The sequence below is a fragment of the Kocuria palustris genome, assembly GCF_007666205.1.
In the GTDB taxonomy this organism is placed as follows: Bacteria; Actinomycetota; Actinomycetes; order Actinomycetales; family Micrococcaceae; genus Kocuria; species Kocuria palustris_A.
On record NZ_VDOR01000001.1, the window covers coordinates 445,962 to 466,737 of the forward strand.

The 20,776-nt window shown below is 72.2% G+C and carries 17 protein-coding genes, 1 pseudogene and 2 riboswitches; of the genes and pseudogenes, 13 read left to right on the plus strand and 5 right to left on the minus strand.

Annotation, left to right across the window (positions count from 1 at the left end; genetic code table 11):
- Positions 1-51: 51 nt before the first annotated feature.
- The 6 genes from FSY66_RS02060 to FSY66_RS02085 all read left to right on the plus strand — a co-directional run bounded on the left by FSY66_RS02060 (position 52) and on the right by FSY66_RS02085 (position 7,249).
- Complete coding sequence (locus tag FSY66_RS02060) at positions 52-1,722, plus strand: L-lactate permease (protein ID WP_144790728.1); 1,671 nt, start codon at positions 52-54, stop codon at positions 1,720-1,722.
- Positions 1,719-2,492: a FadR/GntR family transcriptional regulator gene (locus FSY66_RS02065; RefSeq protein ID WP_313955527.1), complete on the plus strand. Its 774-nt coding sequence runs from the start codon at positions 1,719-1,721 to the stop codon at positions 2,490-2,492. The genes FSY66_RS02060 and FSY66_RS02065 overlap by 4 nt, the downstream gene beginning before the upstream one ends.
- Positions 2,493-2,569: 77 nt before the next feature.
- Positions 2,570-3,163, plus strand: a complete 594-nt coding sequence (locus FSY66_RS02070) for a hypothetical protein (protein WP_186304350.1) — start codon at positions 2,570-2,572, stop codon at positions 3,161-3,163.
- A gap of 304 nt (positions 3,164-3,467) precedes the next feature.
- Positions 3,468-3,644: riboswitch (cyclic di-AMP (ydaO/yuaA leader) on the plus strand.
- A gap of 2 nt (positions 3,645-3,646) precedes the next feature.
- Positions 3,647-4,351, plus strand: a complete 705-nt coding sequence (locus tag FSY66_RS12740) for a C40 family peptidase (protein ID WP_260853353.1) — start codon at positions 3,647-3,649, stop codon at positions 4,349-4,351.
- Between the two features lie 367 nt (positions 4,352-4,718).
- Positions 4,719-6,194 carry a hemolysin family protein gene (locus FSY66_RS02080; protein WP_144790733.1) on the plus strand — a complete coding sequence of 492 codons (1,476 nt, stop codon included), beginning with the start codon at positions 4,719-4,721 and terminating at the stop codon, positions 6,192-6,194.
- Complete coding sequence (locus tag FSY66_RS02085) at positions 6,194-7,249, plus strand: hemolysin family protein (protein ID WP_144790851.1); 1,056 nt, start codon at positions 6,194-6,196, stop codon at positions 7,247-7,249. Before FSY66_RS02080 ends, FSY66_RS02085 begins: the two co-directional genes overlap by 1 nt.
- A gap of 70 nt (positions 7,250-7,319) precedes the next feature.
- Here FSY66_RS02085 and FSY66_RS02090 read toward each other — a convergent pair whose 3' ends face one another.
- Positions 7,320-8,387 carry a serine hydrolase gene (locus tag FSY66_RS02090; RefSeq protein WP_144790735.1) on the minus strand — a complete coding sequence of 356 codons (1,068 nt, stop codon included), beginning with the start codon at positions 8,385-8,387 and terminating at the stop codon, positions 7,320-7,322.
- A gap of 192 nt (positions 8,388-8,579) precedes the next feature.
- Here FSY66_RS02090 and FSY66_RS02095 point away from each other — a divergent pair, with 192 nt between their 5' ends.
- Positions 8,580-10,346: an alpha/beta-hydrolase family protein gene (locus FSY66_RS02095; protein WP_144790737.1), complete on the plus strand. Its 1,767-nt coding sequence runs from the start codon at positions 8,580-8,582 to the stop codon at positions 10,344-10,346.
- 83 nt (positions 10,347-10,429) lie between these two features.
- Here FSY66_RS02095 and FSY66_RS02100 read toward each other — a convergent pair whose 3' ends face one another.
- The 3 genes from FSY66_RS02100 to FSY66_RS02110 all read right to left on the minus strand — a co-directional run bounded on the left by FSY66_RS02100 (position 10,430) and on the right by FSY66_RS02110 (position 13,636).
- Positions 10,430-11,656, minus strand: coding sequence for a glycosyltransferase family 4 protein (locus tag FSY66_RS02100; RefSeq protein WP_144790739.1), 1,227 nt, complete (start codon positions 11,654-11,656; stop codon positions 10,430-10,432).
- 5 nt (positions 11,657-11,661) lie between these two features.
- Positions 11,662-12,876, minus strand: coding sequence for an NAD-dependent epimerase/dehydratase family protein (locus tag FSY66_RS02105; protein ID WP_144790741.1), 1,215 nt, complete (start codon positions 12,874-12,876; stop codon positions 11,662-11,664).
- Between the two features lie 244 nt (positions 12,877-13,120).
- Positions 13,121-13,636 carry a hypothetical protein gene (locus tag FSY66_RS02110; RefSeq protein WP_144790743.1) on the minus strand — a complete coding sequence of 172 codons (516 nt, stop codon included), beginning with the start codon at positions 13,634-13,636 and terminating at the stop codon, positions 13,121-13,123.
- A gap of 170 nt (positions 13,637-13,806) precedes the next feature.
- Here FSY66_RS02110 and FSY66_RS13090 point away from each other — a divergent pair.
- The 6 genes and pseudogenes from FSY66_RS13090 to FSY66_RS02135 form a co-directional block, all read left to right on the plus strand.
- Positions 13,807-14,652 (plus strand): annotated as a pseudogene (locus FSY66_RS13090) (acyltransferase family protein); the annotation flags it as partial.
- Between the two features lie 94 nt (positions 14,653-14,746).
- Positions 14,747-15,244 carry a hypothetical protein gene (locus FSY66_RS12745; RefSeq protein ID WP_260853355.1) on the plus strand — a complete coding sequence of 166 codons (498 nt, stop codon included), beginning with the start codon at positions 14,747-14,749 and terminating at the stop codon, positions 15,242-15,244.
- A gap of 35 nt (positions 15,245-15,279) precedes the next feature.
- A riboswitch (SAM riboswitch) is annotated at positions 15,280-15,389 on the plus strand.
- Positions 15,390-15,437: 48 nt separating this feature from the next.
- On the plus strand, positions 15,438-16,841 hold the full coding sequence (locus FSY66_RS02120) for an O-acetylhomoserine aminocarboxypropyltransferase/cysteine synthase family protein (RefSeq protein ID WP_144790747.1): 1,404 nt from the start codon (positions 15,438-15,440) through the stop codon (positions 16,839-16,841).
- On the plus strand, positions 16,838-18,019 hold the full coding sequence (locus tag FSY66_RS02125) for a cystathionine gamma-synthase (protein ID WP_144790749.1): 1,182 nt from the start codon (positions 16,838-16,840) through the stop codon (positions 18,017-18,019). Before FSY66_RS02120 ends, FSY66_RS02125 begins: the two co-directional genes overlap by 4 nt.
- Positions 18,020-18,176: 157 nt before the next feature.
- On the plus strand, positions 18,177-18,965 hold the full coding sequence (locus FSY66_RS02130; RefSeq protein WP_144790751.1) for a DUF4870 domain-containing protein: 789 nt from the start codon (positions 18,177-18,179) through the stop codon (positions 18,963-18,965).
- A 131-nt stretch (positions 18,966-19,096) separates the two neighbouring features.
- Positions 19,097-19,693, plus strand: a complete 597-nt coding sequence (locus tag FSY66_RS02135; protein WP_260853357.1) for a methylated-DNA--[protein]-cysteine S-methyltransferase — start codon at positions 19,097-19,099, stop codon at positions 19,691-19,693.
- 13 nt (positions 19,694-19,706) lie between these two features.
- Here FSY66_RS02135 and FSY66_RS02140 read toward each other — a convergent pair whose 3' ends face one another.
- A complete protein-coding gene (locus FSY66_RS02140) occupies positions 19,707-20,267 on the minus strand; it encodes a GNAT family N-acetyltransferase (RefSeq protein ID WP_144790753.1) in 561 nt (186 codons plus the stop codon).
- Positions 20,268-20,776 lie beyond the last annotated feature (509 nt).

Here is a 20,776-nt window from a genome sequence, read left to right on the forward strand (position 1 = left end):
TGAGCGGCCGGTCGATCCCGGAACATCTGCCCACACCCTCCGGAGGTCCCCATGGACACCTACACCGCACAGGTGGATGCCGTCGGCGGAAGCCTCGGCCTCTCCGCCCTGGTCGGCCTGATCCCCCTGGTCGTCTTCTTCGTCTGCCTGGTCGGGCTCAAGCGCAGCGCCTGGCTCTCCGGGCTCATCGCCCTGGCCGCAGCGCTGCTGGCGGCCGTGCTCGGCTTCGACATGCCGGTCGACCTGGCACTGCTCTCGGCCACCCAGGGCGCGGCCTTCGGCCTGTTCCCGATCGTGTGGATCGTGATCATGGCGCTGTGGTTCTACCAGGTGACCGTGGCGGCCGGGCGCTTCGAGGACATGCGCTCGATCTTCGACACGATCGGCGGCGGCGACGTCCGCATCCAGGCCATTCTGATCGCCTTCTGCTTCGGCGGCCTGCTCGAGGCCCTGGCCGGCTTCGGCGCCCCCGTGGCGATCACGGCCACGATGATCATGGCGATCGGGCTCAAGCCCCTGAAGACTGCGACCGTCGTGCTGATCGCCAACACCGCGCCGGTCGCCTTCGGCGCCGTGGCCATCCCGATCACCACCGCCGGCCGGCTGACCGGCATCGACTCCGCCCACATCGGCGCGATCGTGGGCCACCAGGCCCCGTTCTTCGCGCTCGTGGTGCCGATGTTCCTCCTGCTGCTGATCGACGGCGTGCGCGGCGTGCGCGACGCCTGGCCCGCTGCGCTGGTCATCGGCGGCTCCTTCGCGGTGGCCCAGTGGTGGACCTCCACCCACTTCTCCTACGAGCTCACGGACGTCGTCGCGGCCCTCGTCGGGCTGGTCGCGGCCGTGATCCTGCTGCGCTTCTGGCGCCCCCGCGGCGCCATGGAGGCCAAGGACCGCCTGGGCATCGAGCACGTCGAGTCGGTCTCCGAGCTCACGCCGGCGCGGGTGTGGATGGCCGTGCTGCCCTACGTCCTGGTCGTCGCGGTCTTCGGCATCGCCAAGCTGTGGACCGCCGGCGTCGATGTCCCCGCCGCCCTGGCCGCGACCGACGTCAAGATCCCCTGGCCGGGCCTCGACGGCCGCCTGGTCGACGCGGCCGGCGAGCCGGTCTCCTCGACGGTCTACACCTTCCAGTGGCTGTCCTCGCCGGGCACCCTGCTGCTGATCACCGGCCTGCTCGTGACCGTGATCTACAGCATCTTCACGCACGGCGGCCGGTTCCCCATGACGATCGGCAAGGGCCTGCGGGAGATCGCCGAGTGCATCTACAAGATGCGCTTCTCGGCGCTGACCATCGTGTCGGTGCTCGCCCTGGCCTACGTCATGAACTTCTCGGGCCAGACGCTGGCCATCGGCACCTTCGTGGCGGGGCTCGGCGCGGCCTTCGCGTTCTTCTCCCCGGTGCTCGGCTGGGTCGGCACCGCGGTGACCGGCTCGGACACGTCGGCGAACGCGCTGTTCTCCAACCTCCAGCAGACGGCCGCCGAGGGCGCCGGGCTCGACCCGGCCCTGATGGTCGCGTCGAACACCACGGGCGGCGTCGTCGGCAAGATGATCTCGCCGCAGTCGCTGGCCATCGCGGCCACGTCGGTGGGCCTGCCGGGCAAGGAGTCGGAGATCTTCAAGAAGGTCCTCCCGTGGTCGGTCGGCATGCTGCTCGTGCTCTGCCTGCTCGTGTTCCTGCAGTCGAACGTCCTGGCCTGGATGCTCCCGGTCCAGTGACGGACTCCGAACCGGCCCACGGGCCCTTCGTCCCGGAGCCCGAGGGGCCCCGGGACGCGGCCCACGCCGTGGTCCTGGAGTGGGTGGAGCAGCAGCTGCGCGCGGGGACGCTCTCGGTCGGGGACAAGCTCCCGGGGGAGCGGGCCCTGGCGGAGCGCTTCGGGATCTCCCGGGCCTCGGTGCGCGAGGGCATCCGGGTCCTGGACGCCCTGGGCCTCGTGCGCAGCGCGGCGGGGTCGGGACCGCGGTCGGGGGCGATCGTCGTCTCCGAGCCGTCCCGGGCCCTCGCGTGGGCGCTGCGGATGCACGTGGCCACTCGGGCGCTGCCCATGGACGACGTCGTCGAGGCGCGCCTGCTGCTCGAGACCCAGGCGATGGAGCGCGCCGGCGCGGCATCCCCCGAGACGCGGGAGGAGGTCTGCGGGCGCGCCCGGGACCTCCTGCTGCGCATGGACGACGACGTCCCCGACGACGACTTCCACTCGCTCGACGCGGAGTTCCACGTGACCCTGAGCGAGATGTCCGGGAACGTGGTCTCGACGACCATGCTGGCCTCGCTGCGCACCGCGGTGATCGGCTACGTCACGGAAGGTGTCGCGCGGGTGAACGACTGGCCCGCGCTGCGCCGCAGGCTGCAGTCGGAGCACTGGGCGATCCTCCGAGCGGCCTCGCGCGGGGACCACACAACGGCGTCTGGCCTGTTGCGAAGTCATATTCTCGATTTCCAGGACGCCGTGGCGGGCCCGGGCGAGGGGCTGCCGCGCGCATGAACGCCAGGTGAACGAGCGGGCTCCCAAGTTTGAGGGAGTGTCTGCTCGGCCGTCACGCCGATGGTGTGGAGTGAGCGATGTCAGACCTGGCGCCGCTGCCCGCGGATGCCGCGCACCACGACGAATCTGAGGAGACCATCATGCGTCGCACGTCCGTCCTGTCCGCCTCCGCGCTCCTGCTCGGCCTGGGCGCCGTGTCCGCGACTCCGGCCATGGCCGCCGAGTTCGGCAGCACGACGACCACCACGTCCCACGACCGCTTCTACGCCGAGAGCACCTTCACCCAGGGCGACTACTCGTTCTCCGACGTCTACTCGGATGAGTTCTCTGAGCGCACCGTGGAGAGCGAGCACTCCCGCGACGGCAGGAACCCGGTCCGCAGCAGCTCGTTCCAGAGCGAGTCCAAGGCCGAGTCCTGGAACGAGATCACCGAGCAGGACGGCGAGAGCTTCTACAGCACCTACTACGGCGACCGCGCGACCGACCGCGTCGCCGAGCGGTACTCGGAGGACGCCACCGGCTACTCGGGCAGCCTCTTCGAGTCCTCCTTCGGCTACTCGTGGGACGAGACCACCGAGGGCTACGCGGACAGCCCCGAGGGCCGGAGCGTCGACTTCTGGGAGAACGACTGGGCGGATTCGACCGAGGAGTCCTACTGGGGCACCTGGTGATCCCGGCCCGATCCGGGCTGTGCGGCGACCGTGATCTCACTGTGATCCCTCGCTGAATCCGGTGTCCGCCCAAGTGTGGCGGTTTTCACGAGAGGGCCCCGGCCGGGGGCCGCTGAACCCCTTCTGACCAGGGGGTATGCGGTCCCGGCCGGGGCCCTCGGCTGTCTCTCGAGGGTGCCGCGAGGGGGTTGCGGGGCGTGTCACGTTATCGAGCCGTGACAAACCGTGACCTGTTCGTTACTGTTCTATCCGTGCCGCTCGGACGGGCGGCGCTCCCGGGCGGATCGCCGCATCCTGCTGCCGCCCGGCGAAGATCCCTAAACGGACCTGGCAGGAGCGGGGGACCCACTTCCCGGCACGCGTGAACCATCGCGATCGCGGGCCTTGGGGTGAAGCCGAGGCTGTCCACCCACTCGAGCCTCGGCCGGATGCTCCAATCCGAACCCGACAGCTCACCTCGTAGGCACACTGGAGGAGAACACCATGCAGAACATCACCACCGCCGCCCGTCGCACCGGCCTCGGCCTGGCAGTCGCCGGCTTCGCCGCCGCTGCCACCATCGCCCCGGCCTCCGCCGCCGCGCCGACCATCACCGGCACGCAGCCCGCCTCCTCGGCCGGCTTCGACTCCGCCGCCGCGGCCTCCGCCGGCTGGAACTACTCCTGGAGCACCGACGCCTCCGGCAACACCACCTACACCTACGGCGACGGCTCGTCGACCTCCTCGGCCGCCCCGGCCTCCACGCTCGGCGCCGCCTCGGCCTCCTCCGAGGCCCCGGCCGGCCCCGCCGCCGCGGACGACTCGAACGACGTCTCGACCCAGTCGGTCGGCTCGGCCTCCTCCGAGGCCCCCGCCTCGACCTCCGGCATCGCCGGCTCCGCGATGTCCTACCAGGGCTCGCCCTACGTCTGGGGCGGCACCACCCCGGGCGGCTGGGACTGCTCCGGCTTCGTCCAGTACGTCTACGCCCAGAACGGCATCGACCTGCCCCGCACCGCTGCCGCCCAGGGCGCAGCCGGCACCCCGACCTCCGCCCCCCAGCCGGGCGACCTGGTCATCCAGAACGGCGGCGCGCACGTCGGCATCTACCTGGGCAACGGCCAGATGATCTCGGCCCTGAACCCGGGCCAGGGCACCCAGGTGCACCCGGTCAGCGCCATGTCGGTCGACTACTACGCCTCCTTCTGAGGCGCAGCGGCCCGCTGATCGAGCCCTGATCGATCGCTTCGCCCGGAGGCGGCGGACCCCACGCGGGGCCGCCGCCTCCGGGCTTTCCGCGTCCGGACGGCCTCGCGCGTCCGCGGCGCGGAGCGTTCCATGATCCGGCGCGACGGCGCGGGTGCGTCCTTCCCCACAGGGATTCCCGGAGCGTGACACGACCACCTACACTGGGGCGCATGCCTTCAGACATGTCCTGGGGCGCCGCCGGCACCGCCCGAGCCGTGGGCTCGGATGATTCGGAGTATCGAAGTAGCGGTTCGTCCGCCCGGCGCGCAGCCCGTCCCCCGCAGTCCGCTGATCAGCCCTCGAGCGCGGCATCGGCGGTGATGGCCAGGTGAGCCCCCTCGTCGCAGCCCTGCTCCTGCTGGCCGTCGTCCTGCTGCTGGTCCTCGGCAACGCCCTGTTCGTCGCGGTCGAGTTCTCGTACCTGACGATCAACCGCAACGACGTCCGAGCCCGCATCGATGCGGGCGATCGCAAGGCCATCGCCCTGGACCGCGCCCTCTCGCGCACGTCGACCAACCTCTCGGGCGCCCAGCTGGGCATCACGGTCACGAGCCTGATCGCCGGCTATCTCACCGCCCCCTCGGTGGGCGTCCTGCTCAGCGAGCTCTTCGGCATCACGGGCCTGCCCGAAGGCGTCGTGACCTTCGCCGGCACCACGGGCGCCTTCATCATCGTGACGTTCGTCCAGATGGTCTTCGGCGAGCTCGTCCCCAAGAACTGGGCGATCGCCGAGCCCATGAAGGTCGCGGACCTGGTCCTGCGGCCGCAGAACATCTTCATGTTCGTCTTCGGCTGGCTCGTGCGCCTGCTCAACGCGTCGGCCAACCAGATCCTGCGCTGGCTGGGCTTCGATCCGCGCGAGGAGGTCGCCAACGCGCGCAGCGGGCAGGAGCTCGCGGCCGTGGTCTCCCGCTCGGGCGAGGAGGGCACGCTCGACGCCGGGACGGCCGAGCTCGTGGCCCGCTCCATCGAGTTCGGCGACCGCACGGCCGCCGACGTGATGATGCCGCGCCCGCGCGTGCACTTCGTCGAGGACGAGACGGTGGCCGAGCTGCTCGAGCTCGCGGCCTCGACCGGCCACTCCCGCTTCCCCGTGATGGGCGAGAGCGTGGACGACATCGTCGGCGTCGTCCACTTCAAGCACGCCCTGGCGGTCCCGTACGACCAGCGTCGCACGACCACCGTCCGCGACATCGCGCACGAGGTCGAGGCGGTCTCCGACTCCATGACCCTGGACCCGCTCATGCGGGAGCTGCGGCAGCCCGGCCTGCAGATGGCGATCGTGGTCGACGAGTACGGCGGCACCGCCGGGATCGTCACCCTCGAGGACCTGATCGAGGAGATCGTCGGCGAGATCGACGACGAGCAGGACACCACGCTGGCCAAGTACCGTCGCCGCCGCGACGGCTCGATCGTCATCGCCGGCCTCCTGCGCCCGGACGAGCTGGGCGACATCGTCAAGCTCGAGATCCCGGAGGGCGAGGAGACCGACACCATCGGCGGCCTCATCTCCGAGAAGCTGGACCGCCTCCCCGAGGTCGGGGACGAGATCCAGCTCGAGTGCACCGACCGGGAGCACCGCGACGAGGACGACCTGCCGATCCCGGCCCGCCTCTCGCTCAAGGTCGCCCGGATGGACCAGTACCGCGTCGAGCGCGTCGTCGTGGTCCGGCTGGCCCAGGAGATCGAGGACGAGGACTCCGAGGAGGAGCCCGTCCGCTACGAGACCGTCGAGGACGACGGCGTGTCCGGTCATGAATCCGCCGGTCTCGAGACCGCTCTGAAGGAAGGGGGCGATCGATGATGGACGGCCTCGGCGCGATCCTGATCCTGATCCTCCTGCTGCTCGGCAACGCCTACTTCGTGGGCTCCGAGTTCGCCATGGTCTCCGCTCGGCGCGACCAGCTCGAGCCGCGGGCGGCCGAGGGCTCCCGCGGAGCCCGCATGGCCCTCAAGGGCATCGAGGACGTCTCCACGTCCCTGGCCGCGACCCAGCTGGGCATCACCGCCTGCTCGCTGCTCATCGGCTCGGTCGGCGAGCCGGCGATCGCCGCGATGATCGAGCCGCTGTTCGAGGCCGTGGGCGTCCCCGAGCTCCTCATCCACCCGATCGCCCTGGTGATCGCCCTGCTGATCGTCACCTTCCTGCACATGGTGGTCGGCGAGATGGTCCCCAAGAACATCGCGATCGCCCAGCCCGCCGCCTCGGCGCTGCTGCTGGGTCCCGTGCTGCGCGTGTTCGTCGTGGTCCTGCGCCCGTTCATCTGGCTGATGAACGCGACCGCCAACCTGGTGGTGCGCCACGTGCTCAAGGCCGTGCCGAAGGACGAGGTCTCCTCAACGTTCACCTCGGTCGAGGTCGCGGGCTTCGTCGAGGAGTCGGGCCGCGAGGGCCTGCTCGACGCCGACGAGATCGGCCTGCTGACCGGTGCGCTGGAGTTCGAGAAGCTGACGGCCTCCGACGTCGCGATCCCGATCGAGGAGATCCGCACCGTGCCGGTCTCGGCCACCCCCGCCCAGATCGAGCAGCTCAGCGTGGAGACGGGCTTCTCCCGCTTCCCGGTCGTGGGCGACGACGGCAGCCTGGAGGGCTACATCCACACGAAGGACATCCTGGCGCTGCCGGGCGAGGCGCGCGACGAGGTCTTCCCCGCCTCGATCGTCTACGCCCTGGGCCGCGTCCCGGACGACGCCAAGCTGCAGTCGGTCATGCGCCGCATGCAGGCCACGCAGGCCCACCTGGCGCTCGTGGAGTCGGGTGCGCAGAGCCGCGGGCAGCGCTCGATCGTGGCGCTCGAGGACGTCCTCGAGGAGCTCGTGGGCGAGGTCCGCGACGCGACCACTCCGGAACCCGCATGACGCCCTGAGCGGCGCATGCGCGCTGGCCTCGCCCAGCATGACGACGCAGGCGAGGACGGCCGGGAGCGGATCAGCTCCCGGCCGTCTGCGCGCTCACGTGTGCCATGGCGTCCAAGGCGCTGAAGGCGCACTCGTAGCTCGGGGCGCCGTCGAGCTGGATCACGAGGTCGAGGTCGGCGGAGTCCACGCGGGCGAACCCGGTCGAGCCGGCGCTCCAGGTGCCGGTGCCCTCGTAGGAGTCGTCGATCCAGCCGTTCTTCACATGGACGTCCTGCGCGACTGCCTGATCGGGAGGAAGGGCCAGCGAGCCCACGCCGAAGTCCTGCGACTCGTCCGGCTGCCGGCCGTCCGCGCCCGGGACCGCCATCAGGCCCGTGAGCAGCTCGGCGTCCTCCTGATCCAGCCACGGCGGCGGGTCCTGCAGCGCGTCGACGATCCGCAGCTGATCGGCCGCGGAGGTCGGGTCGGCCCCGGGCCAGTCGGACGCGGCGCCGTTGTCGGTCCCGAGCAGGTCGAACGTCTCCTGCAGGGCTGCGGTCCGCTCGGGCTCCGAGGCGCCCAGGCGCGTGTACAGCTGCGAGGCGGCGTCGTTGTCGCTGCGCACGAGCGCCTCCTCGAGCAGGCGGTGGTCCTCCTCCGTGAGCTCCTGGTCGTCCTCCCGGAGCTGGTGGACGAAGGTCATGGCGACGGGCAGCTTCGAGAGGCTGGCCGCGGGGTAGGTCCGCTGCTCGCCCACGAGCTGCGTGCCGCCCGAGCCCCGGTCGTGGACCCCGACGCTCACGGCGAGGTCCAGATCGGACCGGGCCCCTTCCACGGCGGTCTCCAGGGCTTCGGCGGCCGTCGTCCCGGGCCCCGGGTCGAGCCAGCCGAATCCGGGGACCTCCGAGGCGCCCGGAGTCTGCGCGTCGATCGGGTCGGTCGGGGCCTGCGAGGTGTCGTGCGCGGAGGGCTCGTCCAGGCAGGACGCGGCGAGGTCCTGGCGCAGGCGGTCCGAGCGCTCCGAGGCCACCTCCGGGTCGCCGCCGGGCTGGGGACCGTCGAAGGGGCCGCCGAAGGGCTCCTGCCCCGAGCCGCAGCCGGAGACGGCGACGGCGATCAGCGGCACGGCGATCGCGATGGGGAGCATGCGACGGGACATGGGGCGCCTTCCTCGGGACATGGCCCCCGGGTCCGGGGCAGCGGTCGGTGGGCATGCGGCGCCGGGGGCGGGAGGCCGTCGGCCGGTCCGGCGCGGCGGGTCCCGGGCCATTCCATCGCAGATCGAGGCCGAGGCCGACCCTCGCCTCGGATGTTTCGCTGTGTGCTTCGTCGCGATCCCTAGGATGGCCGGGTGAGCTTCTCCTTCCGCCCTCCGATCCACCGCCCGGGAGATGTCCGACAGCCCTGGGTCAACCGCGCCGGGCTGGTGCTGGGGCTGGGGGCATCCTGGGTCTCCCTGTCGCCGTCCCTCGTCCCTCGCACGTGGTGGATGACCGCCGCGTCGGTGGCCGCCAACCAGCTGGGCGGCTACGCCCTGGGCGTCGGTCTGCACAATCTCGGCCTGCGGCTGACGGACCGGCCCACGCGGGGGATCCACCGTGCGGCGGCGGACTTCCGCCGACGCACCGACCCCGCCCGCCGCAGGGGGCGGCTGCATCCGCTGACCGCCGCCCTCATCGGGGGCGCGACCGCGGTCACCGGGGCGGTGCTGGCCCGCTCGGCCTACGCGCAGGAGCGCACCTCCGAGCTCGTGGAGACGCGCGACGGCGGGCCCCGCGCGCATGTCGTCGGCTATCTCGCGGGAACGTCCTGGTGGCTCGGGGGCGTCGCCTTCGGCTGGGTCATGCACTGGATCCGCTCGACGGTGGCCGGGGGAGTGCGCTTCTTCTCCCGGGATCTCGTGGGCCCCGGCATCGCATCCCTGACCGGGCTCGCAGCCGTGGTGCTGACCAACCGGCTCCTCATCTCCGAGATCGCCCGCCGCATGGTCCGCCGCGCGACGGTCGCCAACAGGAGATGGGCCACGGGGCGACGCCGCCCGAGCGAGCCGGAGCGCTCGGGCGGGCCGGGCTCGAGCGAGTCCTACGACGTGCTGGGCACCCACGGGCAGGCCTTCGTGGCCGACGGCCCGCGGGCGGCGGATCTGCGGCGCCTCGGACTCAGCCCGCTGACGCGACCCGGCGAGCATCGGGAGCCGATCCGGGTGTTCGCGGGCAAGATCGCCCACGACACCCTCGACGACGCGGCCGAGGCCGTGGTGGCCGAGCTGCATCGCACGGGGGGCTTCGAGCGCTCCGTGCTCGTGCTGCTCACGGGGACGGGGACCGGGTGGATCCAGGACTGGACGCCGGCCTCCGTCGAGTACCTGACCGGGGGGGACTGCGCCTGCGCCACGATGCAGTACTCGTTCGCTCCCTCGGGCCTCGCCTTCGTCGTCGACCGGCAGAGCGCCCGGCGGGCCGGACGGGTCCTCTTCGAGCGGGTGCGCCGCGAGCTCGGCCGGCTGCCGCCGGGGCGCCGCCCCCGGCTCTACGTCGCGGGGGAGTCGCTGGGGGCGTACGGGGGCCACGGCGCCTTCGCGGGGGTCCACGACATGCTCGAGTCCGTCGACGGCGCCGTGTGGTCCGGCACCCCCCGGGCCACGCAGCTCTGGTCGCGGATCGTGGCCGATCGCGATGCAGGCTCGACCGAGATCCGGCCCGTGTACCGCGACGGGCGCCACATCCGCTTCGCGAACCGGCCGGAGGATCTCGACATCGCGCCGTCGGGACAGCCGTACGGCCCCTGGCGCGCCCCGCGGATCGCCTACCTCCAGCACGCCTCCGACCCGGTGGTGTGGTGGAGCCCCCAGCTCATCTGGCACCGCTTCGACTGGATCGAGGAGCTGCGGCGCCAGCCGGCCCCCGACGTCATCCGCTCGTTCCGCTGGCTGCCCTGGGTGACCTTCTGGCAGATCACCACGGACATGCCGCGCTCGGTCGAGATCCCGGGCGGCCACGGGCACAGCTACCACGGCGAGCAGGTGCGCGCGTGGGCGCGGGTGCTGGGGATCGAGCTGAGCGCCGAGCAGGAGCAGGGCATCGTCGAGCGGATCGCCTCGCGCGTCACCCGGCACTGAGCGGGCCCCCGCCCGTCGCGGCGCGGGGCCGTCAGCCCGTCGTGGGCCGGCGATCCCGCGACGGGCCGGAGCCGCCCGTGCCCTCAGGGCAGGAGATCGGTGTACCTCCGGATCGCCTGCGGGAGCCGCAGGACGCGCTGATCCGCGGCGCCCACCAGCTTGAGCACCGGGCCGGTCGGCACGTGATCCGCCCAGTGCCGGTCGATCGCCTGCCGGTAGAAGCCGACGAGCGCCTCGGTCGAGGCCCGCCAGGAGTGCTGGAGCGCCTCCTGGCGAGCGGCCTCGCCCATGCGCCGCCGTCGCTGCGGATCCTCGATCAGGCCCCGCAGCCGCTCGGTGAGCTGATCGGCGTCGCCGGGCTCCACGAGGTGCCCCGTGACGCCCTCGTCGATCACGAAGGGGATGCCGCCGGCTCGGGCGCCCACCACGGGGACGCCGGAGGCGAACGACTCGAGGGCCACGAGACCCAGGGTCTCCGAGCGCGACGGGAAGGCGAAGACGTCCGCGGAGGCATAGGCCTGCGCGAGCTCGAGACCGGACATGTAGCCCGTGAAGACGGTGTTCGTGCCGGCGAACTGCTGCTCGATCGCGTCCTTGTGCGGCCCGGACCCCACGATGGCCAGACGGGCCTGCGGCAGCCGGCGGATCGGCTCGAGCAGGTCGTCGAGGTTCTTCTCCTTGGAGACCCGGCCCACGTAGACGATGAGAGGGGCGTCCGGGTGCCCGTCGGTCAGCCGCTCCCGCATGGCGCGGTCGGCCCGGTCCGGGGTGTAGGCATCGGTGTCCACGCCCTTGGGCCACAGGTCGACGTCGCGGATGCCCACCGAGCGGGCGCGCTCGACCATGGGCCCGGAGGTGCACAGGTTGACCTCGGCCTGGTTGTGCAGCCACCGGATCCACGACTCCGACGGGTGGCGCAGCAGGTTCAGCCCGAGCGCCTCCGTGTACTGGGGGACGTCCGTGTGGAACGACGCCAGCAGGGGCAGGTCGCGCCGGCGGGCCGAGATCACGCCGTAGGCGGACAGCCACACGGGGTTGACCGCGTGCACGATGTCCGGCTCGAACTCGGCCATGCGGGACGCGATGCGGCCCGTGGGCAGGCCGACCTTGATCTCGGGGTACCAGGGCTTGAACGACAGCGAGCGGACGCTGTGGACGGCATGGCCCGCGTACTGCTGCGGGGGGTGCCCGGGAGCGAAGACCTCGACCTCGTGGCCGAGCTCCTGCAGCTGCTCCATGGTGCGCAGGATGCGGGTGACGACGCCGTCGATCTTCGGCAGGAAGACCTCGGTGAACAGCGCGATGCGCACGCGGCTCAGTCCTTCTGCGACGAGGCGGCCACGGAGGCCGGGACGCCTGGCTGCGTGCGGCGGTTCCACAGCGAGCGGGCCGGGATCTTGGACAGGTCGGCCCGGTGCGCGTACCGCTTGGCCGTCTCCTCGACCTCGTGCAGCAGGCCCTCGGACAGGGTCGTCGGCTGGAGACCGAGCTCCAGGAAGGTGTCGTTCGTGACGTGCAGCTCGTTCTCTGCCGACTCCTGGCGCGGGTTGGGCACCATCTCGACCGTGGCGCCCGAGATCTGGGCGATGAGCTCCGCGAGGTCGCGCACGCGGTGCGTCTCGGTCATCTGGTTGAGGATCTTGACGCGCTGCCCGGCCTCGGGGGCGTTGGCGAGTGCGATCTCGATGCAGCGCACCATGTCCTGGACGTGGATGAACGCGCGGGTCTGCCCGCCGGTGCCGTGGACGGTCAGCGGGTAGCCGACCGCCGCCTGCATGAGGAAGCGGTTGAGCACCGTGCCGTAGTCGCCGTCGTAGTCGAACCGGTTGATCAGGCGCTCGTCGCGCTGGGTCTCGGTCGTCGTGGTGCCCCAGATGATGCCCTGGTGCAGATCGGTGATCCGCACCCGGTCGTTCTTGGCGTAGAACGCGAAGAGCAGCTGATCCAGCGACTTGGTCATGTGGTAGATCGAGCCCGGATTGGTCGGGTACAGGATCTGCTGCTGGATCGGGTCCTGCTCGCCGTGCGGGATCTCGACGTCGAGGTAGCCCTCGGGGATCTTCATCCCGGCCGTGCCGTAGCCGTAGACGCCCATGGTGCCCAGGTGGACCACGTGGACGTCGCGCTCGGACTCGACGATCGCGGCCAGGAGGTTGTGCGTGGCCGCGACGTTGTTGTCCACGGTGTAGCGCTTGGTGCGCGAGGTCTTCATGGAGTACGGCGCGGCCCGCTGCTCGGCGAAGTGCACGACGGCGTCCGGCCGGTCCTCCGTGAGCAGCCGGAGCAGGAGGTCGTAGTCCTGGGCCACGTCGATGTGCCGGTGCTCGATGACCCTGCCCGAGACCTCGGTCCAGGCGCGCAGGCGCTCCACGAGAGGCCGGATGGGGGTCAGTGACTGCGCGCCCAGCTCGTCGTCGATCCTGCGCCGGGACATGTTGTCCACGATGATGACGTCGTGGCCCTTCTCCGACAGGTGCAGCGCCGCGGGCCAGCCGCAGAATCCGTCGCCGCCGAGGATCGCAATCTTCACGTCGTCTCCGTTCCAGGGCCCTGCGGCCCGCGGATCGGGGGATCGGCGGTGCCGTGAGGGCTCGTGCAGTCAAGGTCGTCGTCCACCCTGCAAGCCGCGCGTGAACCGCTGGTGAACGGGCGGCGACCGAGGGCGCCCGGGGGTCATCCGCCCCCGGCCGGGGTCCTCCCCGATTGTGTCACTTCCATGACAGGACGGAGTCGTCCCGGGCGGGCGGTGCGCCCGGTGTCGCGCGGCGCCCGTGTCAGGCGAGGAGGCCGCTGCGCACGGCGCGCGTCTTCTCGGCGCGGGGCAGCGGCTCCTGCACGGTGTCGTCGGGTCCCAGCAGCTGCTCCCGCACGGCCTGAGCGGGGAGGGACTCCCCCGGCGCGATGTAGACCGACGAGAGGTCCTGGACATCGCACGGCGTCAGGGAGTGCACGGAGGGCTCCCAGCCCTCGGGGATCTGATGGCGCTGCGGGGTGCCGCACTTCTGGCAGAAGTACTCGACGCGTCCGCCCGACGGGCGGGCGGAGCGGATGATGCGGCCCACGAGCCGACGCACGCCCGAGAGGCGGCCGATGCGCCGGGCGGAGGGCAGGAACAGCCGGATCTTGAGGTAGTGATCGGTGGTGCACTCGCGGCACATGGGCGAGCGCGGCTCCGCGGCCCGCCGCCGGGGGCGCCGGGCGTCGGCGCCGTTCCGGCCCGCGCCGGAGTCCCGGCCGGTGCCGCTCCCGGGTGCTCCGAGGCGCCCCATCCGGGTGCTCGTCAGAGTCATGTGCTGCTCCTGCGATGATCGTCGGCGTTCTGCTGGGGGGGGGTGGGCGTCCGACGTCATCGTGGTGATGCCCGCGGCCAGCTTAGGCGAGGCCGGGGCGCCCGTACAGGGTCGGGGACTGGTGAAATCCTGCACATCCGCCGCGTGAACGCGCGGATCGCGGCCGGCGTATGCATCGCGCGACATATCCAGGTGACTCACGAGTAACCGTCCAGGAGCGGGGCCCTCGCGTCATCCCCCGGGCGCCGCGGAGCGCGCTCGTCGGGAGCCGCCGCCCCGGAGGGCGCGCGCATGCCAGGATCGAGCGCGTGGCACAGCACAGCGGTCCCCGGACGGGCGGAGCGACCCGGGCACTCCCGGCCTCCCGGGACGCCGCGCTCGACGCCGCCCGCTCGGGCTGCCTGATCGGCGTCGTCACCATCCACGTCCTGCTGGTCACGATCACGGCCGACCCCGGGACCGGCGCGCTGAGCAATGTCATGGTCCCCACCGGATACGGCTGGTACCCGGCTGCCTCGTGGCTGCTGCAGGTCATGCCGCTGTTCTTCGTCGTCGGCGGGTGCGCCTCCGCGATCTCCTGGAGCCGGAGGTCCGCCGCAGGGGCCTGCGGGCCGTCGTGGGTGCGGGCCCGGCTCCTGCGGCTGGTGCTCCCGGCGGCCGCCCTGTGGGCGGTCCTGGCCGCCGGGGCGTGGACCGCCCTGGCACTGGGGGTGCCGGGGGACTGGGTCGGCCTGGCTCTGCGGGGACTCGGCATGCATCTGTGGTTCGTGGGCGCCTACACGCTGTGCCTGGTCGCGGTCCCGGCGCTGCACGGGCTGCATCGACGCCGGCCCGGGGCCGCGATGGGCGGCCTCGTGCTGGCCTGCGCCGCGGTCGAGGCGGTCCGGATCGCGCTGCAGCAGCCCTGGTGGGGGCTGCTCGGCTTCGCCCCCGTGTGGCTGGCCATCCACCAGATCGGCTTCTTCCTGCAGGACGGCACCCTCCGCCGCGCCCCGCGCGGCCGGCTGGTCCGGGTCATGGCCGCGGGCGTCGTCCTCCTGGCGGGGCTGACCGCCCTGCCGTGGTGGGGGGGAGGACGCGCTGTCGACGCTGAACCCGCCGACGCTGTGCATGGTCGCCCTGGGCCTCGTCCAGGCCTGCGCCCTGGAGCTGCTGTCCCCGGCCCTGCGGCGGCTCATGTCCCGGCGGCCCGCTCGGGCGGCGGCCTGGCTCGTGGGGTCCCGCGCCACGACCCTCTATCTGTGGCACCTGCCCGTGATCGTGGCGGTCATGGCCGCGTGGTGGCTGCTGGGGGGCCCGGACCCGGCGCCGGAGACGGCCGGCTGGTGGCTGTGGCGGATCCCGATCGCAGCGGTGTGCTGGGCGCTCGTGCTCCTGGCGGTCCGTCCGCTGAGCGTCGTCGAGCGCCTGGCCGACGCGCGGCTCGAGAGCACCCGGGACGACGACGCGGACCGCGGCTGGGGGTCGGTGCTGGCAGCGGCCGTGCTCGTGAGCGCGGCGGCCCTGCTCGAGGTGCGCCTGCTGCTGGGCCCGGTGCTCGTGCTGGGCGGCGCGGCGGCCATGGCCATGGCCGCGGTGCTGCTCTGGCGGCGCCCGGGCGGGGTCTGACGGGCGCCGCGGTGTGGTGCTAGTCTCCTTGTCAGCTTCACGAGACACAGCCGCCAAGCTCCGACTTGGCTGTGCACCAACCCCATGTTCAAGGGTGGTTCGGATGACGAAGCGGCCTGCACCTGACGCAGCGCACGAACAAGCTCCGGCGGGACGTGCAGGTCAAGAGCACCACTCGCGGAGATCACCTCTTATGACCCCCTCGCCCTGCGACGAGCTCAAGAGCTCGGCCTCGCTGGCCACCCGTCAGATCCATGCCGGTCGCGCCGGTTCGGATCCGCACGCGTCGGCGGCTCCCGTCCAGGCCACGCTCCCGGTCCCGATCTACCAGTCGTCGGCCTTCGAGTTCCCGGACCACGCCTCGGCCGCGGCCATGTTCGCCCAGACCGCGCCGGGCTTCACCTACTCGCGCACCGGCAACCCCACCGTCGCCGTCCTGGAGCAGAAGGTCGCCGACCTCGAGGGCGGGATCGGGGCCGTGGCCATGGGCTCGGGCCAGTCCGCCGTGGCGGCGGCGCTGCTCGCGCTGATCAGCACCGGGCCCGGGAAGCACCTCGTCGTCTCCGAGAAGATCTACGGGGGGACCGTCGACCTGCTCGGGGACACCCTGGCCGATCTCGGCGTGAGCGTGACCTATGCGGACCCCACGGATCCCTCGACATGGTCCGCCGCGGTCAGGGACGACACGAGGGGCTTCCTCCTGGAGTCCATCGGCAATCCGCTGGCCACTCTGGGCGACCTGGACGCGATCGCCGAGATCGCCCACGACGGCGGGATCCCCGTCGTCGTCGACTCCACGCTGGCCACGCCGGTGCTGTACCGGCCGTTCGAGCACGGCGCGGACATCGTGGTGCACTCGGCCACCAAGTTCTTCGGCGGGCACGGAACGTCCCTGGCCGGGGTGGTCGTCGACTCCGGGCGCTTCGACTGGGAGTCCGACGCGCAGCGCTGGCCCCAGTTCACCCGGCCCCGCGAGCGCTGGGGCGGGATCAGCCTGGTCGAGAAGATGCGCGGCGGATCGCCGTACCTGCACCTGTGCCGCGCCAAGTTCGTGCACGATCTCGGGCTCACCCTCTCGCCGTTCAACGCCGCGCAGATCATCCAGGGCCTGGAGACGCTCGACCTGCGCATGCGGCGCCACTCCGACAGCGCGGCCCGCGTGGCCGAGTTCCTGCAGTCCCACCCCGCGGTGCGGGCCGTGCACCACCCGCTGGTCGAGGGATCGCCGGACCGGCGGATCGCCGAGCGCGACTACCCGCAGGGCGTCGGGGCGGTCTTCGGCTTCGAGCTCGAGTGCTCCGACGCCGCCGTGGCGGGGTTCGTCGACTCGCTGCGGCTGTTCAAGCTCGTGGCCAACATCGGCGACGTCCGCTCGATCATCACCCACCCGGCCGCCATGACGCACTGCCGCCTCACGAAGGAGCAGCGCCTGGCCGGCGGGATCTCGTGGCAGACGCTGCGGCTGTCGGTCGGGCTCGAGTCGGTCGACGACCTGATCGCGGACCTGCAGTCCTCCCTCGACGAGCTGCTGCGCCTGGAGTCGGCCCGCGGTGCCGAGGTCCCGGACGAGGCGGCGCGGCAGGAGGTGCGGGCATGAGCGGTTTCACCACGCGCGCGGTCCACGCCGGGCAGGAGCCCGATCGGCTCACCGGCGCGGTCATCCCGCCCGTCTACCAGACCTCGACCTTCGTGCAGGACGGGATCAACGTCCTGCGCGACGGGCACGAGTACTCCCGCGGCTCCAACCCCACCCGGAACGGGTTCGAGGAGCAGCTGCGCGCCCTCGAGGGAGGGGCCCGGGCCTTCGCCTTCGCCTCCGGGATCGCCGCGGAGGACGCGCTGCTGCGCTCGGTGCTGCGCCCCGGCGATCACGTGGTCCTGGGTGCGGACGGCTACGGCGGCACGAATCGGCTCGTCACCCGCGTCCTGGCTCCGTGGCAGGTCGGGCACAGCGCCGCGGACGTGACCTCCCTCGACGACGTCCGCGCAGCCGTGCGGGACACGACCCGGGTGATCTGGGTCGAGACGCCCACCAACCCGCGGCTGGGCATCGCCGATCTGGCCGGCATCGCGCAGATCGCCCGGGAGGCCGGCGCCCTGCTGATCGTGGACAGCACGTTCGCCTCGCCCTATCTGCAGCGGCCGCTCGAGCAGGGCGCGGACGTCGTGGTCCACTCGACCACCAAGTACATCGGCGGCCATTCCGACGTCCTGGGCGGGGCCGTGGTCGTCTCCGATCGGGACTGGGAGGTCCCGGCCGTGGACGGGTTCTCCCCGGGGAGCACGCTGGCCGAGCTCGTGGGCTTCCAGCAGTTCGCCGGCGGCGCCGTGGCCGGCCCGCAGGACTGCTACCTCGCCGCGCGCGGGCTGAAGACCCTCTCCCTGCGGATGCAGCGGCACCAGGACAACGCCGGTCGGATCGCCGAGTGGCTCACGGGCCGGCCCGAGGTGGCGGAGGTCCTCTACCCCGGCTTGCGTGAGCATCCCGGCCACGAGCTGGCGGCCCGCCAGATGGACGGGTTCGGCGGCATGGTCTCCTTCCGCCTGCGCGGCGGCGAGGCCGCGGCCCGACGCTTCGCGGAGTCCACGCGCATGTACAAGCTGTCGGTCTCCCTCGGCGGGGTCGAGTCGCTGATCTGCTGGCCGTCGGAGATGACGCACGGCTCCGTCGCCGGCACGCCCCAGGCAGTGCCGGTCGACCTCGTGCGGCTGTCCGCGGGGATCGAGGACCTCGACGATCATCTCGAGGACCTGGAGCGGGCGTTCCGGGCCTGAGCGGCCGCCCCCTCCCCGGCGGCCGCCGCCCCATCCGGCGGCGGCCGCCGGTCTCTGCCTACACTTGGGGCACGAGCACGCGACGGGAGCCGATCCGGCGACCGACGACGACCCCGCGACGCGGGACCGACGACATCGACGCGAGAAGGAGCTCCCTGTGAGCTGGCAGGACCCCCATTCCGCCGATCCCGACCACGGCCGGGCCGACGACCTCGGCGGCCGCACCGGCTCCAGCGACCGGAGCGGCGAGCAGGCTCCGCCCTCGGACGGGGGCTACAGCGCTCCGTCGTTCGGGCAGCCCGGTCAGGGCGCCGCGCAGCCGTCGGACGGTCAGCCGACCTGGGCCGGCGGCCCGGGGCAGCCCGGCTACGGGCAGCCCCAGGGCTACGGCCGGACCGGCCCCGGCCAGGCAGGCTACGGCCAGCAGCCAGGATACGACGGCCCATCCGCTCAGCAGGGCTACGGCCAGCAGCCGGGGTACGCCCAGGATCCGACCGGTGCGGGCCCGTACGCGCAGCAGCCGGGCGGCGGGCAGCAGTACACGGCCCAGGGGAACTACGGCCGGGCGACCTTCGATCGCAGCGCGCGCCCGATGAGTCCGTCGGATGCCCGGACCTGGGCCCTGGTCTCCCACATCGCCGCTCCGGTCCTGAACCTCCTGAGCTTCGGGTGGGTCGGCTTCGTCGCGCCGCTGATCCTGTGGTTCGTCTTCAAGGACCGCGATCCGCTGGTGCGCAATGCGGCCGCGGGCGCGTTCAACTTCAACGTGATCGTGGCGGTGCTGAACGTCGCGATCTGGATCATCGGCATCGTGACCCTGGGGATCGGCCTGGCCCTCCTGCCGGTCCTCTGGATCATCACGATCGTCTTCGCGATCCTGGGCGCGGTGAAGGCGAGCCGCGGCCAGGCCTACCGCTACCCGCTGCAGATCCCGATCCTGAGCTGATCCCGCCCCGCTGCGCGGTGCATGCGGCCCCACCGTCAGGCCGATCACCGCGACGCCGTGCCGCGGCCGGCTCCTCCGAGCAGGGGGAGCCGGCCGTTGCGCTTCCCGGAGCTGCCCCGCACCATGAGTCCATGAGCGATCGCGATCCCAGCGGCCGGGCGGCACGCCGACCCGGGAGCCCTGTCCCGCCCAAGGCGCGGGGCCTGCGGATGCCGGTGCCGGAGATCAGCCTGCACCGGCGGGTCGAGACCCCGCTGGGCGCGATGGTCGTCGCGGTCGGATCCCATGACGACCGCGCCGCGCTGATGGGGTGCTGGTTCGAGGACCAGAAGCATCTGCCCGACGATGACCTGCTCGGCGAGGTGGGAGACCACGAGCTGCTCTCCGAGGCCGCGGAGCAGCTCGCGTCGTGGTTCGCCGGTGAGCGCCGCGAGTTCGACCTGCCCCTGGCGCTGCACGACCGGCCCCAGCCGCTGCGGCCGCGCGTCTGGCGCGCCCTGCAGGACATCCCCTACGGGCGGACGACCACCTACGGGGCGCTGGCCGCGCGGCTCGGCGGCCCGGGGATGGCCCAGGCCGTCGGGCAGGCGGTCGGCCGCAACCCGTGGTCGGTGATCGTGCCGTGCCACCGCGTGGTCAGCTCCACGGGCGAGCTCACCGGCTACGCCGGGGGCATCGAGCGGAAGAAGGAGCTCCTGCGCCTGGAGGCCGAGCGCTCCGGCAGCTGAGCCGGGCGCGTGCTCAGTCGGCGCTGATCCGGTCGGTGCGCAGCGCGGCGTAGATCAGCTCGGTCCGCCACTCGCCCAGCTGCAGGTGCGACTCGCGCAGCTCCGCCTCCCGCCGCATGCCGATGCGCTCGCAGACCTTGATGGAGCTGCGGTTCAGGGCGTCGAGACGAGCGAAGACGCGGTGGGCGTCGAGACGCTCGAAGCAGGCGTCGATCGCGGCCGTGGCCGCCTCGCCCGCATAGCCGTTGCCGGCATGATCCGGGCTGACGACCCACCCCATCTCGATCTGGCGGGACTCGGCGTCCACGAGCGTCAGCACGATCTCGCCGTAGAGGCCGTCCGGATCGTCGTGGGCGCTGAACGCATAGCGGATCGTGTCTCCGTCGTTCAGGAAGGCGCGCGGACCGCGGTGCTCGGCGATGACGCGCTGCGAGTGGTCCCAGGTGCGGGGGCCGCGCCACGCGTGCTGGGCGTAGTCCTCCCGGGACTGGTACGCGTGCATGGCCTCGAGGTCCGCTTCAGCGAAGCGGCGAAAGAAGAGGCGCTCTGTCTCAAGGGGAAGCAAGTCCTTCACGCGGGAATCCTATCCGCGGGCGGGACGGCGACGGTCCGCGGGCGGGACGGCGACGAAACGGGCTGCCGGGCTGCCGGGTGCGGGGGTGCCGGCAGGCCGACGCACGGGGCGCCGGGCTCACACGGCCGCACCAGGTGACCCGGATCACCGGAGACCCCCGGATTTGCGGGGGACTCCGGGGGTGTGTAGTGTTCTTCTTCGTCGCCGCGAGCGGTCGGCCGGTTCGAGGACCGGCGGTCGTGTGGAAGCGGCAGGATCACCGGTTCCGGGGTCCTGGATGACATTCACTCAGTGTGAACGGCTCGTTGATCCGGGTTGCTGTCCTGTGCTGTGCGCGGGAGGCGGCGGGAAGCGGGCAGGGGTTCGGCTGGTTGTGTGGTCCGGGTGAGCGGAGTATGGTGGTTCGGCCCGCTGATGGTTGTGGCGGTGTGGTGGTCTTCGCTGGTCCTGTGGTGGGGTCGGGTTGGTCGTCTGTTGTTTGAGAACTCGATAGTGTGCCAAGTTTGCTG

Bases quoted from the DNA above. Each gene is read 5' to 3' on its own strand.
- FSY66_RS02110 (WP_144790743.1), bottom strand. From the start codon at position 13,636: ATGACTCTGACGAGCACCCGGATGGGGCGCCTCGGAGCACCCGGGAGC.
- FSY66_RS02090 (WP_144790735.1), bottom strand. From the start codon at position 8,387: ATGTCCCGTCGCATGCTCCCCATCGCGATCGCCGTGCCGCTGATCGCC.
- FSY66_RS12740 (WP_260853353.1), top strand. From the start codon at position 3,647: ATGCAGAACATCACCACCGCCGCCCGTCGCACCGGCCTCGGCCTGGCA.
- FSY66_RS02070 (WP_186304350.1), top strand. From the start codon at position 2,570: ATGTCAGACCTGGCGCCGCTGCCCGCGGATGCCGCGCACCACGACGAA.
- FSY66_RS12745 (WP_260853355.1), top strand. From the start codon at position 14,747: ATGGTCGCCCTGGGCCTCGTCCAGGCCTGCGCCCTGGAGCTGCTGTCC.
- FSY66_RS02125 (WP_144790749.1), top strand. From the start codon at position 16,838: ATGAGCGGTTTCACCACGCGCGCGGTCCACGCCGGGCAGGAGCCCGAT.
- FSY66_RS02085 (WP_144790851.1), top strand. From the start codon at position 6,194: ATGGACGGCCTCGGCGCGATCCTGATCCTGATCCTCCTGCTGCTCGGC.
- FSY66_RS02120 (WP_144790747.1), top strand. From the start codon at position 15,438: ATGACCCCCTCGCCCTGCGACGAGCTCAAGAGCTCGGCCTCGCTGGCC.
- FSY66_RS02060 (WP_144790728.1), top strand. From the start codon at position 52: ATGGACACCTACACCGCACAGGTGGATGCCGTCGGCGGAAGCCTCGGC.
- FSY66_RS02135 (WP_260853357.1), top strand. From the start codon at position 19,097: ATGAGCGATCGCGATCCCAGCGGCCGGGCGGCACGCCGACCCGGGAGC.